The sequence below is a fragment of the Flavobacterium gelatinilyticum genome (assembly GCF_027111295.1).
Taxonomy (GTDB): domain Bacteria; phylum Bacteroidota; class Bacteroidia; order Flavobacteriales; family Flavobacteriaceae; genus Flavobacterium; species Flavobacterium gelatinilyticum.
This window is the reverse complement of the sequence record NZ_CP114287.1, coordinates 2,059,496-2,076,900: the sequence shown is the minus strand read 5'-3', so window position 1 is coordinate 2,076,900 and position 17,405 is coordinate 2,059,496. Positions and strand designations below refer to the sequence as shown.

At 32.3% G+C, this 17,405-nt stretch carries 14 protein-coding genes, 1 tRNA gene and 1 pseudogene; 6 read left to right on the top strand and 10 right to left on the bottom strand.

From position 1 onward, the window contains the following. Positions 1–34: 34 nt before the first annotated feature. Both OZP11_RS08945 and OZP11_RS08940 read left to right on the top strand, forming a co-directional pair. Positions 35–316, top strand: a complete 282-nt coding sequence (locus OZP11_RS08945) for a helix-turn-helix domain-containing protein (protein ID WP_281234872.1) — start codon at positions 35–37, stop codon at positions 314–316. Positions 317–394: 78 nt separating this feature from the next. After that, positions 395–1,162, top strand: a complete 768-nt coding sequence (locus tag OZP11_RS08940) for a metallophosphoesterase (RefSeq protein WP_281234871.1) — start codon at positions 395–397, stop codon at positions 1,160–1,162. Positions 1,163–1,224: 62 nt separating this feature from the next. Here OZP11_RS08940 and OZP11_RS08935 read toward each other — a convergent pair whose 3' ends face one another. The 5 genes from OZP11_RS08935 to OZP11_RS08915 all read right to left on the bottom strand — a co-directional run bounded on the left by OZP11_RS08935 (position 1,225) and on the right by OZP11_RS08915 (position 7,696). Further along, the gene (locus tag OZP11_RS08935; RefSeq protein WP_281234870.1) at positions 1,225–2,301 is read right to left on the bottom strand and encodes a nucleotidyl transferase AbiEii/AbiGii toxin family protein; all 1,077 of its coding nucleotides are present in this window, start codon (positions 2,299–2,301) and stop codon (positions 1,225–1,227) included. Further along, the gene (locus OZP11_RS08930) at positions 2,250–2,867 is read right to left on the bottom strand and encodes a DUF6088 family protein (protein WP_281234869.1); all 618 of its coding nucleotides are present in this window, start codon (positions 2,865–2,867) and stop codon (positions 2,250–2,252) included. The genes OZP11_RS08935 and OZP11_RS08930 overlap by 52 nt, the downstream gene beginning before the upstream one ends. 1,507 nt (positions 2,868–4,374) lie before the next feature. Beyond that, on the bottom strand, positions 4,375–6,222 hold the full coding sequence (locus OZP11_RS08925) for a DUF262 domain-containing protein (protein WP_281234868.1): 1,848 nt from the start codon (positions 6,220–6,222) through the stop codon (positions 4,375–4,377). Then, positions 6,222–7,517 carry a DUF262 domain-containing protein gene (locus OZP11_RS08920; RefSeq protein ID WP_281234867.1) on the bottom strand — a complete coding sequence of 432 codons (1,296 nt, stop codon included), beginning with the start codon at positions 7,515–7,517 and terminating at the stop codon, positions 6,222–6,224. The genes OZP11_RS08925 and OZP11_RS08920 overlap by 1 nt, the downstream gene beginning before the upstream one ends. A 94-nt stretch (positions 7,518–7,611) precedes the next feature. Beyond that, positions 7,612–7,696: transfer RNA gene (locus tag OZP11_RS08915), tRNA-Ser, on the bottom strand. Between the two features lie 1,014 nt (positions 7,697–8,710). Here OZP11_RS08915 and OZP11_RS08910 point away from each other — a divergent pair. The 4 genes from OZP11_RS08910 (at position 8,711) to OZP11_RS08895 (ending at position 12,242) form a co-directional block, all read left to right on the top strand. After that, on the top strand, positions 8,711–9,823 hold the full coding sequence (locus OZP11_RS08910) for an IS3 family transposase (RefSeq protein WP_281234866.1): 1,113 nt from the start codon (positions 8,711–8,713) through the stop codon (positions 9,821–9,823). Positions 9,824–9,841: 18 nt separating this feature from the next. Then, positions 9,842–10,957: an IS3 family transposase gene (locus tag OZP11_RS08905; RefSeq protein ID WP_281234865.1), complete on the top strand. Its 1,116-nt coding sequence runs from the start codon at positions 9,842–9,844 to the stop codon at positions 10,955–10,957. Between the two features lie 80 nt (positions 10,958–11,037). Continuing rightward, positions 11,038–11,271: a hypothetical protein gene (locus tag OZP11_RS08900; RefSeq protein ID WP_281234864.1), complete on the top strand. Its 234-nt coding sequence runs from the start codon at positions 11,038–11,040 to the stop codon at positions 11,269–11,271. A gap of 800 nt (positions 11,272–12,071) precedes the next feature. Next, positions 12,072–12,242 carry a hypothetical protein gene (locus OZP11_RS08895; protein ID WP_281234863.1) on the top strand — a complete coding sequence of 57 codons (171 nt, stop codon included), beginning with the start codon at positions 12,072–12,074 and terminating at the stop codon, positions 12,240–12,242. 57 nt (positions 12,243–12,299) lie between these two features. Here OZP11_RS08895 and OZP11_RS08890 read toward each other — a convergent pair whose 3' ends face one another. The 5 genes and pseudogenes from OZP11_RS08890 to OZP11_RS24935 all read right to left on the bottom strand — a co-directional run. Next, positions 12,300–12,755 (bottom strand): hypothetical protein, encoded by a 456-nt coding sequence (locus tag OZP11_RS08890; protein WP_281234862.1) that lies wholly within the window; start codon positions 12,753–12,755, stop codon positions 12,300–12,302. A 227-nt stretch (positions 12,756–12,982) separates the two neighbouring features. Next, positions 12,983–13,159: a hypothetical protein gene (locus tag OZP11_RS08885; RefSeq protein WP_281234861.1), complete on the bottom strand. Its 177-nt coding sequence runs from the start codon at positions 13,157–13,159 to the stop codon at positions 12,983–12,985. Between the two features lie 33 nt (positions 13,160–13,192). Further along, entirely contained in the window at positions 13,193–14,098 is a 906-nt protein-coding gene (locus OZP11_RS08880; RefSeq protein WP_281234860.1) for a hypothetical protein, read from the bottom strand. Positions 14,099–14,216: 118 nt separating this feature from the next. Beyond that, positions 14,217–16,559, bottom strand: coding sequence for a hypothetical protein (locus OZP11_RS08875; protein WP_281234859.1), 2,343 nt, complete (start codon positions 16,557–16,559; stop codon positions 14,217–14,219). A gap of 432 nt (positions 16,560–16,991) precedes the next feature. Then, positions 16,992–17,171: pseudogene (locus OZP11_RS24935) on the bottom strand (hypothetical protein); the annotation flags it as partial. Between the last annotated feature and the right edge of the window lie 234 nt (positions 17,172–17,405).

Here is a 17,405-nt window from a genome sequence, read left to right as displayed (position 1 = left end):
TGAAAAAAAATATAACATTAACTAACAATTCAATATGACAAAGAAAGAAAAGAGACAGGCCTTTATAATGGAGATTAAAAATATTATAGATCCTTTAATGGTAAAACTGGAAATGATCGATTCAAAAATCAGTAAAGGAAAAACCTTGAGACCTGCCTATTACAGAAATGAAGATTTAAAAAAGATATTTGGTCTATCTAATAATACTATTATAAAATACAGACAGACTGGGATTCTTCCATATACTAAACTAGGAGATATATTTCTATACGATAGTGTGAAGATTGAGGAAACACTTCGTAAAAATAGTATCTAAATAAATCTTTTTTTTATAACAATATAAAGAGCAACTTTCTTTCTTTTTGGGAGTCTTGGTTCTTTAAAAAATAATAATATGGAGATAAACAGAATTCAATATGCTTCAGATCTGCATCTGGAGTTTATTAAAAATAAAGAATTCATGAGAGATAATCCATTAATTCCAAACGGAGATATCTTAATTCTGGCTGGGGATATTGTACCTTTTTCGCTCATGGATAAACATCAGGATTTTTTTGATTTTTTATCCGATAATTTCCAAATGACGTATTGGATTCCTGGAAATCATGAGTATTATCATTTTGATGCTGTTCTTAAATCAGGAACTTTTTATGAGAAGATTAGAAATAATGTAATCCTTCTAAATAATTATGTTGTAGAATATGATAATTTAACACTGGTCTTCTCGACTCTATGGACCCACATTAGTGAGGTTTCCCGATTGAACATTGAAAGAGGACTTAGTGATTTTCATGTTGTTAAATACGATGGAGACAGGTTTTCAGCAGATAATTACAATAAGCTGTATTTTGAGAATGTAGATTTTATTAGTAATGCCTTGGAAATAATAGATTCTAAAAAAGTTGTCGTTGCAACTCATCATGTTCCAACTTTTAAAAAATATCCGAAAATGTATAAAAAGAGCCTGTTGAATGAAGCTTTTGCTGTTGAACTTTCAGAGCTTATTGAGCGGTTCCAGCCAATGTGCTGGATATATGGACACAGCCATTATAATACTAAGGACTTTAAAATTGGAAATACAAATATGGTAACAAACCAGCTGGGATATATTCAGAGAGGTGAAAATGAAAGATTTGCCGCTGATAAGGTTTTTATTGTTTAAAATTTAAGATAGGAAATTTATTTTTTACTAATGATTTCGAATTTAGATTTGATGTTTTTCTTTTAGTTGTCGTTCTGTGAGTTAAGGCCGTTCTCTTTAAAGCGATCATTAAGAACATTTAATCTTTCTTTTAGCATATCATAGCTAAGTGTTGCGCCATAAAACATATTTTCTCTCATTTCTGTATAGTCCTGTCTCCATGCTTCATCCACTTCTGGAGGTGGAAGGAATGATAAAGTAGAATGGGTGTGTCTTTCATAAGATATACCTCTCACTGTGGTGTATTTTTGCCTAAATTCTACAATGGTAAAAAATAGATTTTTATCCTTGACTGCAGAAATTCCGTATTCATTATCCATGACTTTTTCTAGATCATATAAATGTCTGGTCAGCCTACTAAATCTTATTTTATCAACTGGCTTACTAAATTCTTCATGAAGCAGAAAAACTTTCTCAAGAAAAGTTCTGGATGGTAATACTACATTTGCATTAAAAGCAGGGATATTAAAAGATTGTTCAGGGAATGTTTCATCAAGTATGGATGAAATAGGACGCATTTCAGAGGGCTCTCTTAGTGATCTGGCTCCGATTTCGATCAGAACTCTTTGAGGTAAGTAACCTGATCCATGATTAATTACAGGCTTATATATTAGTTCAATTGAGTGCGGGTCGCTTGTGTCATCGATATTTTCATCAGTTTTGAGGCTGAAGAGAGTACTTGGTATTCCAATTTTTAAAAGTTGCGCTTCAAGTTCATTTTTGAAGTCAGCAATGATGAATTGCCCAGAAGCTTTGCGAAGTTTTTTGATCGCAGTTTTAGAAAGTTCTCCTGGGAATTTAAGGAAACTTCTATCTATAGCAAGATCTATATCCTCAGAGAAGCGTTCAATTAAATTGTAAGCTTTACTTAATGAAGTTCCTCCTTTGAATATGAGGTGATCTGAATATTGGGAGGTAAAAATTGCCAGCAGTGTCACAGTGACCCACCAGTCTTTTTCAACAGCATAAGCAGGAAGTCCTTTTTGTGCTGCTGCTTCTGTAAATAAACCTGCTTTTTCTTCATCTGATAATGAAATCCAATTTTTTATCATAACTGCTGGTTTTCTGGTAATGCCTCTTTCATTATTGTTCGGATCCATTCAGGAGCTAATTTAATATCATGACGCAGGCGTTCTGTCTTTTCTTTTTTTAATATTTCAATTACTTTTAATATCTCGTCCTCATTAAGCTGGTCTTTTCCCAATGCCTTAAGGCCTTGAATTACCAGTCCGCTTATTTCTCCAATTGAGGCCAGATTTTTTGTTGCTGTTTTTTTAAAATGTAGCGATCTTTTTCCTATTGCTATTTTTCTGGCAACACCATCTGTAAGATATATAGCATTCATTGGTATCTGTGTAGAAAGTCCAAGAATGTTTAGAGAATATGCACCAGTAGGAATAATACGTGCCCGATCTCGACGCGCTATTGCCTTTGCGATATTCTCAATTGAAGGAGTTATTGTGATTCCAAGGGTTTTGTTTATTTCGGGCCTTGTATAAATACCTCTAGAAACTCTCATGATTTCTTTTTTTTCAGTGAGTCGTTCTAAGGATTTACTGATTGTTTTTGCACTTCCGAAACGAAGAAAATCGTCAGTAAAAAACACAGACCCCCTCTTGGCTTTTTTTATGCGTTCAATTACTTTATTTTCAGTGCTTTCTGTCATTTTTTAAGTGCTATTTTGTCGCAAATATAGTAAATATTTGCGACAATTATATTGATTTTGTATTCTTATGAATGGAGTGATTTTTTTTGTAGAATGTACCCTGTAATTTACGTTAAGGTGGAAAGTAATAAATGTATTGGATTTTTAAGCTGGATGGTAAAATTTACGATAGTTCTTCATCACAAAGACGAAGTCTTTGTGATGAAGAACTATCAGTCTCTCAATGGGTACATAAGACGCTTATTGCTTACTTAATTTTTGGAAAAAGCCTTATTGTTTAAGCAATAAGCGTCTTATGTACCCATTGAAGCAAAGTTAGTCTTTTTTTTTGAGAAAGTCAAGAGTTTGGAGATGTTTTGTTTGGATTAAATAGTTGATTGTTAGTGTTTTGTTTTTTTTTAATAAACCTTTGAATATTATAAAGGGAAATAGTATTTACTTTAAAATCGAGATCATAAATTTGGTGCTTCTGCATTTTCTTAATTTTAAGATTCTTTTACTATGTGAATTTAAATTAAATAATTCAGAGTGCTAGAAGTGATTAACTAAATGGCATCGAAATTTTGTTTTTCTACCCATGTTTTCTACCCATATAATTGTAAATTTCTTACCAGTTAGTAAGACGGGCTTTAAATTTTCTTTAATTATGATATAGTCGTTAATTATGTTATCTACCTACCTTATCTACCCACCTTTCAAATTTAGAGCGTCTTAATTTAAGAATATCAAAACTGGAAAGTATATTTATTTTTAGCTAACTTATATGAAGTTAAATCATGTTCATTTTTTCGTATTGTTCACGAAACTTGAACTATTAAAAAAAAGTGAACAAATCACAAGATACGAATCTGCTGCCCCCAAATCAGCAAACATATCTGTCTCAATCCGATTCGAACCACGGTTTAGTATCGTTGGCTTTAATTACTTTCAATAAGGGATTTTCAACTGTGCCACGATTCTGCCACAAACTTTTTATCCATAATAAATAAAGGTTAGGATAATGAAAAACTCTGCAAATCAAAAAAAATTGCAGCGTTTACTTTTTTATTTGGCTTTAAATAAAATTTGTTATCCTTTATTTAGGGCCTTTCAGCGGGCTTTCAGGGTTTGCAATCAAACACGTAATCCCAATTTTGACAGTATTGAAGCTATAAAACTGAGTTATTTAATAGCTTAAAAAATATTGTAATTTTAATTACAAGCTTAAGCTAATATGTTTAGATAGTAAAGATATAGGAGAAGAGGTTAAGGTTGAGAAAAGATACCGATTTTTAATATTTAATTTTATAAGACTTCAAAAATTATTCTAGGTAAAAACATGCTACTCAAAGAGTAACCCAAAGCTTTTATTGCTGTATTTTATATCTGTTTTATTATTTCAATGAAATTGTAAGCATGCATTTATTGGGTATTTATTTGATTTTTCTTCTTGGCTACACTGAGAGTATTCTTCTTTGCTGACTCTGATGTAAATGATTAATGTTGTCATGAGTTTTTCATGATAACGTTAAATATAATGATCAATCAACAATTTTAGCATTTCATCCTCATGATTTTTTAAAACTTCTATCAATTTAATGTAGTCATTGTCATCATGTGATTCTTTAATCAGATTATTTTTTTCCAGATCGTCGAATAGCTTTGTCATCTTTAATGGAGGGTTTGACAGTTTTTTTCTGTACTCATTTTTTTCCATTACATTTTTATCAGAAAAACCGGAATTTTCAGAAACCGTTATTAAAATTAGATTACCTAATTTATCAATATCAATTTCTTTTTCTTCATAAAGTGTTTTTTGACTTTGTGGTAAAACATGTTCTACCGATGTTCTGGATATAATTTTTGACGAATTATTATTGTCTTTTTTCCATAAAAGATATTCTAACTTGTAAAACCAATACCTGTTAAACCCTTTAAATATGAAAGGTTGATCAAATAAAACAGGTTTAAGTGATTGATTAAGAAAGTCTTCTGGATTTTTAAAATAACTTTGATATGTTGCTTGTGTATTTCCTTTGATGGAAATAATGTTGTCAATTTTTTCTAATATCTTTATTGAATTAGTCACCTGTGAACTTAATAGTTGATCCAGATAGATGCCCAACCAATAATGTATTGTATCATTATTACTATGATATAACATCCTTTGGAGCTGTTCAATATTTTTATCGTTTTCCTCTTTCTCTTCTTGCTTATTTTGAAGACTACTGAGTAACGCAAAGTCATTGTCCTGTAAATCTGAAAAAATAATAGAATTAATAAGCTGTTCTTTTATCTTCACTAAGCAATCAATAAAATCTTTTGCGTATTTGTTTCTTGGCTCCGTATTAGCATTGATCACTTTGTACCTAAATTCATTAAAGACTTCTAAAAGTTTATCCGTATTGAAAAATTTAGGAAGACTTAATTTTAAATTATCATTTTCATTTTTAATGTATATAAAAAGAGTATGAATTAATAGCGTACTGAAACTAATTATCTGCTGATATGTATCTGTAGGTTTTTTATTTGCATTATTATTTTGCTCCTTATAAAATAATTTTTCTTCATCGGAATCTAAAATATCTACTAATTTCTCCGAAATGGAGAGGGATACTTTTTGCTCATAATTACCTTTGCGATCAAACATTCCCGAACAATTGTCCCACTTAATAGAATATCCATGTCTTTCTTCTTCTTCAATCGCATTTATTAACTCCGATTTCAAAATGTCATAATGCTGCAACTGCGCTCCATTTGTATTTATCTGGATAAACAGTTTGTTTTCGTCCGTTCCTTGTGGAGCAATTAAGAATTCAAATGTTAGTTTTGTTTTTATAAACTCTAAGAAACTTTTTTCTATATTATTCTCATCAATCCATTGATCAATAATCCTAAAATTGTTTGCGATAATTTGATTTTGTGCTAAAGAAGCGTCTTGCACACCTACCACAGGTAATAAATTCTGGAGTTCCCAAAAACTTTTGTTGTCTTGCTTTTGAGCAATCAATAATTGTTGCAAATATTCGTTTGTTTTATCGCGTATGGCAAAAATTAAACGTGACTTTCTATTCAGACAACAAAAATTAATAATATCAGTGTCTGTAAAACTTTTACTTAGATAAAGTGCTAGCATCCATAAAGTCGTAAAACGCTGTTGCCCATCTACCAAATCGAATTTTCCATTATTAGAAAGAGCTATTACATTTCCGATGAAGTATATTTTGTCGTGCTGATTTTCTTTCAGGTCACTCAAGAGCTTCGTGATTTCATTATATCCCCAGCTGTAAGGTCTTTGATATGCTGGTATAACAAATAACTCATTATTAAAATCACTAAGGGTCTTTCTATTTATTGTAAATAATTTGGAGCTCATTACTGATTAAAAAAGGGTTGTTTATAATTCTTATTTTTGTACCCAAAGCTGTCTTTAAACGCTTGAATTCTTCCCGTTGTAATCTTTTCAGAATCCTTAAGAGTTGATTCGTCAAAAAAATCACTACAATAATTTATAATTTCATTTCTGTCAAAAGCATATAGTATTCGTTTCAATAATTGGTTTTCCTCTTCTTTTTTCTGGATTGAAATTTTTGAACAAGGTTTTGTTAGTCTCGTATAAAAACACACTTTAAAAAGTACTTTGGCGATCTCCGTAAAGCACTCGTCTTCAATAGCTTTTTCGCCATACTTACTTGCATAGCATAGCAAAGCCATTTCATAATATTCCTTGTGAAACTCAACTCCTTTAAGTTTATCCAGTTTATCAAATATTTCAGATTTCAATTTCTTTTCAATCTTCATCCACAATTGTCCCCAATAGATAAGATAATGGATGGCATTCTCTCCTTTATATAAAGGTTGATTTATTTGATATGTAAAATCTGGTGTTATGGAAATGCCTTTTTCTTCTACTACTGTTGCATATTTATAATCATGTCCGGATTGCATTTCAATGTTGGCAAATTCTTCAGGAAGAATTTCTTTCCAACTGTCTACATGATTTCTTGGAAAATCACGAAAAGGAAAACCCACCCAATATCGAATCCTTAAACTTATTTTTATTATGTTATCCAAGAGGCTATTTGAGAATTGATACTCTTCAAATAGTCTAGCCTTTTCTTCTTGTTTTTCTTTATCTACAGCTTGTAGATGAAAAGGTTTGACAATATCTAATCCATTTAGCCTTTTCCCAGAAGTATTAAGAGTTGTATAAAATTTGAAAGCCTGATCTTGATTTTCAGCAATAATGTAGGTAATATTGATGTTTTCAAACTTTATTTTCTCTAGATTTCCTGTTATGTAATGCCTGAAATATGACGCATTTACTTTAATGTTATCCTTAGAAATTGTTGAAGTGATCTCAAGGTCCTTATTACAGCCGAATACCTCCTTTTGGTCCAAAAGATTCGCTAGCATTAACAAACTTGTTATTCGTTGTTGCCCATCGATTATATCATATTCTCCGTTATTATTTTTAACCAGAATAATGTTTCCTAAATAGTATAGCGGGGTTGAATCTTCTTGGTTAGTCTTATAATCAATAAGATCTTTATATAGCTTTAAAAACTGTGTGAAATTCCAAATGTAAGGTCGTTGGTAATCCGATATTTTTAGCTGAAATTTTGATAAAAAATCAGTTAAAACAACAGAGTCTTCATTCTTATTGCTCATTTTTTAGGTTATCAATTGTTTTATTGATCTGCTATTAAAAATAAAAGAAAAACCCTGTAAGTCGTTTGATTTACAGGGTTTTTAAGTCTTTCAGCGGAGGAAGAGGGATTCGAACCCCCGGACCTGTTACAGTCAACAGTTTTCAAGACTGCCGCATTCGACCGCTCTGCCATTCCTCCAGTAAGATGCAATTATTTTCTCATTGCGGGTGCAAAGATAAAATGTTTTTTCGATTGGAGAAATTTTTTTGATAGTTTTATAGGTGAAATAATTTTTATCTCAGTCTATAATTTTAATTTAACGTATTAAGTTGTTCTTAAGTAGTATTTTATAATTTTATAAATGGTCGTGCAGAGAATACAATAATTTAGTGTTGGAATTATATTTTTATTAGGTAAGTATACCCATTTTACACTAGAATTTTAAAAATAACAATTATTAACCTTGATCCGCTTTAATTAGGCGGATTTTTAATTTATAGGAATCATGAATAAAAGAGACGGTGAATTTGCAAAAGGTTTTATTATTTTTTGCTTTGTATGTTTTTTAATTGTTGCTACGGGTGTACTTCTTTCTCGCATAGTAGATGCGATAACAAACTAAAACAAGAATCCATATCCCAGTAACTCTAAAATATAATTTTAGGTATTCTGTAATATCCATATCATAATATACTCCTACTAATATGTAAATACTTTTAAGAACAACCAAAGCAGAAAGATAAAACTCAAGTCTAAATCTCGTAATATCTTTTGAAAATTCACGCACTAAAGGTTGTAAAAAAGCTTCTGTATAAAGGAATATTGGAAAATAAAGGACTACAGATAGAAACGAAGGTGCAAATATGATAAAAAATTGAATGTGATAGGGCTCTATAAAAATACAAGGAGTAAAAAGGTAGAAACAAACTGCCCAGAAACAAGAAATAAGACAAGTGTATAAAAGATACCTAACTGTTCCTTTTTCTATTTTATTAATAAGGTTTTCAATCATATGCAGTAGATTATAATATCATAGCCAAATTTATTAAAACACACCTAAACAATAACTAAGTACAAATACCTGATTTTATAAGCCTGAACATCTAAAAACCTTAACATCATTATGTTACAGAAAAATAAACATGTATCCTGACTTGATATACAATTATATTTCTTAAATTGATTTAAATAGAAAATCTTAATTTTAATAAGATGGGAAAGTATAAAATTTATGATCGTGATTTTAGAGTTAACGCGGTCAAACTAGGACATGAAACAAATTTTTTTAAAGTTTCTAAAGAGCTTGACATAGCAACTACAACCATATATAGATGGCGAGATGAACTTCAGAGAGACGAATCAAAAAGTTTTTGTGGCAGGACTCCTGAACAACAAAGACTTGCAGAACTTAAAATCGCACTGAAAAGAAAGCTAAAAAAGACTGAACTTCATGTTGAAATTTTCAAGAGGGCAAGTGAATATATTTCTAAGGGTAAACCAATGATCTTTTATTTTATTGAAAACAATTTAGATAAGTATTCACTTTGGAGAATGTGTGAAGTTTTAGGCATCATACCTAGTACATATCTTAATTGGAAAAACAAAATTCTTACCCCTAGACAACGTCATAGAAATTTTATTGAAAATGAAATTTTGTCCATTTTTTATGAATACAAAGAAAGATATGGGGCTTCTAAAATTGCAGCTGAATTGTGGAGCAAAGGTATTATATTAAGCACAGCAACAGTTGGTTCGTATATGAGAAAACTAGGTATTTTTAGTAAACTCAGCAGCAGACACAGTATCAAATCTAGTTCGAGATTCATACCTAATAATCCTTGCATTTTTCCTAACATTTTAAACAGACAGTTTACAGTAAGTGAACCCTCTCAGGTATGGGTGTCTGGTATAACAAGTTTAGAAACATCTGAGGAGCTGCTATTTCTAACAATTATAATGGACTTATTCGATAGAAAAATTATTGGATGGAATTTGAGTGAATTGCTGACAATAAAGGCAACTTCTTTACCCGCTTGGGAAATGGCTGTTCGAAATCGCAAAATAAAGACGGGTCTTATTTTTCATTCTAATAGATCATTCCAATACGCTAATAAAGTATTCACCTGTAAATTGAGCTCTTATAAGCATATTAAAAGAAGTATGAGCCGACCAGGGAATCATTTAGACAATGCAGTGGTTAGAAGCTTTTTTGCTTCCCTTAAATCTGAATTAGTCGATTTAAATATGCTTTTTACAAAAAAAGATACAGAAGAAAAAGTATCGGAATATATTGAAAATCTAAATTCAAAAGTTATTGCTTTATAAAATATCAAACTTAAAGATATGATTAGAAAATACGAGCTTAGTTTTAAAGAGGAAGCAGTTAGATTAAGTTATGAACGTGCGGAAATTAGAAGTGTTGAAAAGGAGTTTGGAATAGGGCGAGGTTGTATACACAAGTGGCGAAAAAAATTCGAATACCTAAATTTTTCCTCAAAGTATGCTGCAATTGGTGAACTCAACAAAAAAATTAAAGATTCTCAACTTACACTGGAAATTCTAAAGAATGGAAGCGAATATGTAGCACAAGGAAGAATAATGACCAAAAGATTCATTGAAAACAATTTATCAAAATATTCTTTAGTAAGGATGTGTAGAGTTTTACAAATGTCTAAAACTGCATATTATAAAAGAAGAAGGCAGGAAATCTCAGATAAGCAAGCTCGAATAACTTTGCTTAAAGATGAAGTTTTGTCTGTATATTATGAATTTAAAAAAGTATATGGATACAGCAAAATTACAAAGGAACTTCGTAGGCGAGGATTTAAAGTTGGAGAAGGGCAAATAAAAGTTTATATGAGGGCTTTAGGTTTGCGCAAAAAAGCTAAAACAAGATTTAGAGTAACAACTGATTCAATTCACAATCATTATATTTCACCAAATGTTTTAAATAGACAATTTACAGTTAGTGAGCCTGCTAAAGCTTGGGTTTCAGATATTACATTCATTGCAACGATGAAAGGCTTTCTATACCTTACTATTATTTTGGATTTATTTGACAGGAAAATCGTTGGGTGGAGTTTAGCAGAAAGCATGAGTACAAAACATACTACCCTGCCTGCTTGGGAAATGGCAGTTAAGAATAGAAATATCACTGGTGATTTAATTTTTCATTCCGATAGAGGTGTTCAATATGCGAATAAGATTTTCACAAAGACTCTAGATTCATATAAATTTATCAGACGCAGTATGAGCCGTAAACAAAACCATAATGATAATGCTGTTTCAGAAAGCTTCTTTAGTAATTTTAAAAGAGAAATAATCCACGGCAGCAAACTGCTCACAAAGGAACAGATGAGAATAGAAGTTCACGAATACATCGAAAATTGGTACAATAAAAAGAGAAGACATGCACATTTAGGTTATAAAACAATCGAAGAATTTAATAGAGCAACTTAAGAATATTATTACCTGACTAAAAATAATTTTTAACAATAAAGCCACTTCAATTAAGAAGTGGCTTTTTAATTCTTAATATTATGGAAAATTTAAAAATGCTAAGTAAAAATGAGTTGATTGTAAGATACAACATTCAGGAAAGTATATTACAAAAAACAAGAGCACATAATTTAGTTCTCAGCTCTTTTTTAGTGGCTGTAATAGCAAAAGCACGTAATGCACAAAACAATGTTATTTATGACACTCCTATACCTTACAAAATTATTGAAAATGATGAGTTTACAAAATATTTGAGTCCAAAGGCGGAAAAATGATAGGCTTGATTTTATTTTGAAAATTCTCCTGTATTATAGAATCGGTTTTTATTGTGTATAAGTGCAGTATTATAGAACTTTTCGCATATTCCGATTCTTTAACATTATTAATATCTATACCATGTTCTTCAAGGAGTTGGAAAAGTAATCCCCCTCTTTGGACTATAAGACTATCTTTATGTTCATTGCAAAGGTACATAAGCTCATTATAGTGTAAATTTTTCTTATTCTCTATCTCCTCAATTATTGCAGGAAAAAGATCTTCAAACTTTTTTATATAATCATTTATCAATTTGTAATTTACCATAGTAAGAAAATTAGATTATTTTTATTGTAATAAAGATAGTTAATTGCATTCTTTAAAGTTGTCACAAGCTATTTTTAAAACACCTTTAGACAAAAATGATATTAAGTCATCAGTAACTGAGTCATAAGATAAATCATATGTACCATATCTAATTTTATTCACATAATAAACATCAAATTCAGTAACTGATCTTTTAGCTTCTTCATGAGTAAAGCCTTTACTCTTAGAACAAGCATAAATATAAGTTGTAGCTTCTTGTATCTCATTTTAGATTCTTTTCAAGTTAACATCATACTTAGATTGCTTATAACTAAGTGTTTTTTGAACTAAATCTAAATTGACACTTGACTGTGCAGGTTGTATTTGATAACCCTGAGATTGAGTTCTATTATCATAATATTCCCATTGATTTTTGTATGTGTTATACTGCTTATAGCCGGGAGCAATCGGCATATATAAGGATGTCATTAAAACGATAAATGATGATCAGGCTGTGTGTGATACCGATATTGTTCTAAATGTCGATGAACTGGAAGATGCAATCTTAAATTACGGATTTACCATATACAGCTTATCGAGAGATGAATTTGTGCAGAAAGGAGAAGTGAAGAGAATAACAGCCTTTGGAAATGTCTATGTTGAAGGCTACATCCGTGCAGTTTAGAAAAAGACCCACGGAGCATAAGCAGATAATTGTGGTGAGGCCGTTTATCCGACAAGTCTACAGCGACTTAATCTGATCTATTACCTCAATGCCGAGGCAGTTTTTAACACTGAGAAGTTTTGCTGGAAATGTGCCCTGCAGTGCGAGAATTACCATGGTGTTTGGTTCCATATTTTCGACGATTTGTTCTGCCTGTATCAGATATTTATATTTTACGCATTGGAAGAGTCCTCTTAAAATATCTATATCAGCTGATATTGATGATTTGACTTCAACGGCAATAAGCTCTGTTTTGTTTATAAAAACAACGTCTATGCAGTCTGCTGAAAGGAGCCTGTATTCAGTCCGGCCCGGAGGGACATCCAATCCAAGAAGATTTGGATTTTGGGCTACAGCGTTCTTGAAATTTTTGTGGTGTTCACTTTCCCCGCCGCCAAAGCCAGCGCTTCTGGCTTTCTCCATGAGCTGCTGCAGGACACTATTTACTTCGTCGAGTTCAAATGCTGCAAGCACCTTATTCCAATCGGGAAATTATAAATTTTTCTAAGCTGGATATCGAGAACTTCTGTTTTCTTTGTTCTGCTTAATTTTTTAAATTCCTTCTGATCCATAAACCATTCTATACCTTCCCGGGCAGGCCGGTTGCTTTATTAATGACCAGACATTGGATAGGAGGTATGTCAAGTTCGATTTTTTTCCAAGGGAGATTAAAGCATTTCCAATTGCTCCCAGGGGATAGTTCAAATTTCTAGGATTTGGAATCCAATTTCACTGGCGAGATCAGAATAATATATAGGTTTTCCTGCTCTCTCCTGTCTTACTAAATAAGGAAGTGCCGTCCTTGCCCTTTTCAGAAATAATTTATCTCCTGAGATCAAATCGGCATAACTGGTATAAAAGGTTTCATTTTTTGCCATTTGCTATTGTTTTATCACACCAAGCAGTGAAAATCAATTCCCAATTTTTAAAAGTTCCTTTTGAAAGTGATCTGTAAGCTGCTGGTCGATATCATGGATAAATTTGCTCATCGGACGTTTATGAATGCCTTCATTCTGGCTGTAGGTTCCCAATTCTATACGTTCATCTATTGAGGTTTTATGAAATAGATTTGGAAAGGATTGCGTTAATTTACCTTTATAGGTATCAGAATATTTCAGTTTACGGATTATGAGCTCTTCAATCAGGTCAATCTGATTGTTGTATATGCCTTTGATATCAAACCTCTTTGCCAAACTTTCCATACCGATATAGGTGGTTTTATCAATGAAATCTATTTTCATTGCTTTTTGATTTAAAAGGAAGGCTGTAAGTGATTTTTCCAAGATTTTAAAGGTAAACTTATCATCCCAGTCATTTGGGTCTGATGATAAAAAATCGATTCCCAGATCACGTTCCCCTTTTATGGAATTGCAGGGAGAGCAGATTGGGAAAAGATTAAAAAGCGAGATGCTGAGGGCAGGATATTTAGCTTTAGGAAGATAGTGGTCAAACTGAAATTTTGCCTTGTATCTATCCTGAACCGCAACAGTTCCTTTTGCCGGTCTGTTTTCAGGAACTGCGTTTAGCGCATACTGGGCATTGCATACATAACATGTCTTTAAACCAAGTCTGGAATACACTTTTCGCAGCGATGCTTTTCCATTGTTTTCATAATCAAGGGCTTTCAAAATCTTTTCACGGAAGCTTATTTTTTCTGCATTATTCCGGCATGGTATGCAGTTGCCGCAGCCATTGCCAGCAGTGCAGTCCTCAAAGTCAAAACTGATGCCGCAGGAATCAAATTTTTGCTTGAATTCCTTGAGTTTAACGTTATCGGCACCAATGATTTTTTTGAGTTTTTTTTCGGTGTTTATCAAATCTGTGAAATTTTGAAACTTTGGATTTAACTTTTCAAGTGCCTGTATTTTTTTAACTATCTTTTGAATTTTAAAAAAACTGATGTATTTGTATTTTACGGTCTTAAACTTCGAAAAATCAAGTGGTCCCATTGTTTTTTAAATTTTTATTGATGAATTCTCTTTCTTTGTCAACTTCTTCCAATCTTCTCTCCCAATCTATATAATCTTTGAATTTTTTATCCAGGAGGGATTTTAGTGAATTCCTAATAACCGCCTCTCCAATTAAATTTATTTTATCAAGATACGCGTTGTATTTTTTTTTGCTCAGCTGCGCAGTCTGGGTCTTTTCAATTTTTCTGATCAGTTTGGTAATATAGCTTTTTGCAAATTCTCCCATGAAGCCCTTGAGGAAAAAATCGTTCGCCAACAGGTCATGTATGTTTGCTCCAAATGTCGGGTCGAAATTCCTCAGAGAGGGAAAACCATCTTCAAGCCGCAGAATATTTTCATTAGGTATGTCCGATAAGATAAAAGGGGAATGAGTAAGGAACATAATATTGAAACTTTTTAAATCTCCCAAGGAATCAATTTTTTTGATTTCCCTGCGAAGATCTTTAATTAAATTTTTCTGATATTCCGGATGATAATAGAGTTCTATTTCGTCCAGTACTATATTGATATAATTGTAATTTCTAATTTTAGTCCCCTCAATGGGTTTTATAGTTTTTAAGTTGTTGATATGATAGGTTACAGTGTTGATATTAAAGATATACTGCTGTTCACCCGAGCTTAAATCGGAGAGCTTGATTCGAGAGCCGTCTTTTTTTTCGAACTCAATATCAATATCAAAAATAGCTGGGAATAGGTGGTTTATAAGTTCATGAGTCCCTTTGGCTTCAAGCGCAAATTTATTTACAGAAAATTCGATCCATCTGGTGAGCTCTTCTTCATTTATTCTTATATCGTCAAAGAGATTCCAGCTGTTAATAAATTCCAATTCTGAGCCAAGCTGTTCGATGCTTACCAGAAAATTATAAGTCTGGTTAAACTTTCTGGCAACATGTGAGTCGGATGATAGAAGAAATTCTTTGGTTTTTGCAAGCTTCCATTCTCGATTCTTCTCAATCTGTTCAGAAAAGGGCGTCTGCTCTAAATTTTGAGGTTCATAAAAATGATCAATATAGATTGAAGCTATTTTTTGGAATTTTTTAATCAGATATACGATGCACAGATCGCCTATGCCGTTATGCCCGATATTAAAGTCCATGCTTTCAGGCAGTCTGGATAGGAATTCCAGAAATTTTTCCTTGTCAGAATAAGTAACATTCAGCTCCTTTAGGTTGTAAGTGCGTTTATCTTTTAGCCGTAAAATAAATCTCTTGAACCCATATTTATTGAGTATAACAGCCTTAGAGCCTCTGCGATACTGGTCTATGATGTTGTATACCAGTCGGTCTGTGGATAGTGCCAATTCCGAGTTTACGTTTATAATCCCTTCTTCCCTGTATGGATTGATTACATTTGGAGTCTGATAGCCGTCATTTTTGTGAAATAATTTGAATATCCATGCTCCCAAATTTTTTGAATTCATCGAGTGGAGTGAATAATTGAGAAGTATGGTATAGAAAAAGGTCTGATCATCGAATTGAAGACCATTTTTATCTTTTTTAATTTCATGTGTTTCCCCGTCAATCTGGTAGATTAATTGAAAACGTAATTTTTTTTCCAGTTTTTTATCAAACTTTTTTTCATTACTATAATCGGCTATTATTTTTTTGAGTTTAACCGCAAAAGATCTCGTAAGTTCCTTATAGAAAATAGAAGCCTTGCTTGAATTTTTCTGCTGTCTGATTCCATAATTTTTGGCACCTTCTACCGAATACCATTGTAAAGCAGTGAGGAAGTCAAGCTTTTTGCCCAGATCGGCAGTTTCCAAAAAAATCCAGTTGTACCTAAATTCTAGATTCATAATTAATTTTTCTGCTGCCGCTAACAGCTGCAGATCATTTAAGGAAGCGGTATCTGTCATATCAACGGCCGGTTCGGTATCGATAATCTGAAATTCTTTAATTTTCGAATAGTATTCTTTTACAAAATGAAATAAAAAACGCAGCTGATCTATCAACTGTACGCTTGTCGGTTTCATTGTCTCGAATTGATTGCATGCCAGATAATACAGTATAAGATTGTAAAAGTCGATGAGGCTGCTTTTACCGCTGCCATTCTGTCCCACTACGGCACTTATGTTTATGCTGAGACCTTTCGTGGAATAGATGTCCCCCGCATTGTTCTGCGGAGGGAGTACATTGATGAGATCTGTCTGGAGATTTTCGTTGCCTTCTAATATTTCATCGCCATTCTGGTCGACAAATTGATAATTCTGGTAAAACTTATAGATTACCTGATTTTTGAGGTTTTTTCTAAATTTTCTAGAGGTTCCTTTTAAGGGACGAAGAGCCAGAAGGCGGAATCCTTGCATATTTTTTTTAGTTGTATTTATAAATGAAATTTATTCATCAGTATCAAAGATGATCTTATCCCGATATTGAACGCAAAGGAAGATCTTACATCCTTTTCCTGCATTCGCTGCGGAAGTAAAATTGGAAATTATTGGTGTCAATACTGAGACGGAGGCATCTAAGGGAATTGGACCGGAGACTTAATGTTGGTTTTACAGTTTCTTTTAATGGCATATTGAGGGTCTCTATTTGGTTCAGCATCCCAGGAATGTATAATTTAACCTGATTTTTACAGCATTTTCAGCGAATATAGGATTATTTTTATAATTAAAAAGCAGGCTTTACCTAATTTTTTAGTAAAGGATGAGAGCTGTATTAAAAATTAGATACTATTGTAAAATTTAGCTGCACATCTATTGCATTTTCTGCCGGGGCAGATTAATTTCATGTTCCTAGGGATAAGGGGCACGGTGTGTCATGCTTACATCTTCGCGCAGCTGCTGGTGGACTCTGAACTGCCTTTCGGAATCACTGGAATATCTCGGATCTGCGATAAACGGCGTCTTAGCCATCTTAATAAGGGTAATGGTTGGAAAATGATAATCCACTTCCACAGTTCCAAGAAGTAAAAAAGTTTCGAATCTAAAGCCGGTAGGCCTTGATTTTGCTGGGTTTTTAGTTTACAAAAATATAAAGTGCCACGATTCTGCCACAAAACTCAGATTAATGATTTTTATGACATTTTGATGTAGTAATGTTTCGAACTTAAACTTTTAACTTGTTCTTTTTCTGTTTTTTATCTTTTTTAATTCTACATGCACCGATTCTGCACCCATAAACTTAGGGGTAGAGAACAAATGGAAAAA

What these genes read in the sequence shown, in the direction of transcription:
- OZP11_RS08945 (WP_281234872.1), top strand. Translation starts at nt 35, where the DNA reads ATGACAAAGAAAGAAAAGAGACAGGCCTTTATAATGGAGATTAAAAAT.
- OZP11_RS08940 (WP_281234871.1), top strand. Translation starts at nt 395, where the DNA reads ATGGAGATAAACAGAATTCAATATGCTTCAGATCTGCATCTGGAGTTT.
- OZP11_RS08935 (WP_281234870.1), bottom strand. Translation starts at nt 2,301, where the DNA reads ATGGATCCGAACAATAATGAAAGAGGCATTACCAGAAAACCAGCAGTT.
- OZP11_RS08930 (WP_281234869.1), bottom strand. Translation starts at nt 2,867, where the DNA reads ATGACAGAAAGCACTGAAAATAAAGTAATTGAACGCATAAAAAAAGCC.
- OZP11_RS08925 (WP_281234868.1), bottom strand. Translation starts at nt 6,222, where the DNA reads ATGAGCTCCAAATTATTTACAATAAATAGAAAGACCCTTAGTGATTTT.
- OZP11_RS08920 (WP_281234867.1), bottom strand. Translation starts at nt 7,517, where the DNA reads ATGAGCAATAAGAATGAAGACTCTGTTGTTTTAACTGATTTTTTATCA.
- OZP11_RS08910 (WP_281234866.1), top strand. Translation starts at nt 8,711, where the DNA reads ATGGGAAAGTATAAAATTTATGATCGTGATTTTAGAGTTAACGCGGTC.
- OZP11_RS08905 (WP_281234865.1), top strand. Translation starts at nt 9,842, where the DNA reads ATGATTAGAAAATACGAGCTTAGTTTTAAAGAGGAAGCAGTTAGATTA.
- OZP11_RS08900 (WP_281234864.1), top strand. Translation starts at nt 11,038, where the DNA reads ATGGAAAATTTAAAAATGCTAAGTAAAAATGAGTTGATTGTAAGATAC.
- OZP11_RS08885 (WP_281234861.1), bottom strand. Translation starts at nt 13,159, where the DNA reads ATGGCAAAAAATGAAACCTTTTATACCAGTTATGCCGATTTGATCTCA.
- OZP11_RS08875 (WP_281234859.1), bottom strand. Translation starts at nt 16,559, where the DNA reads ATGCAAGGATTCCGCCTTCTGGCTCTTCGTCCCTTAAAAGGAACCTCT.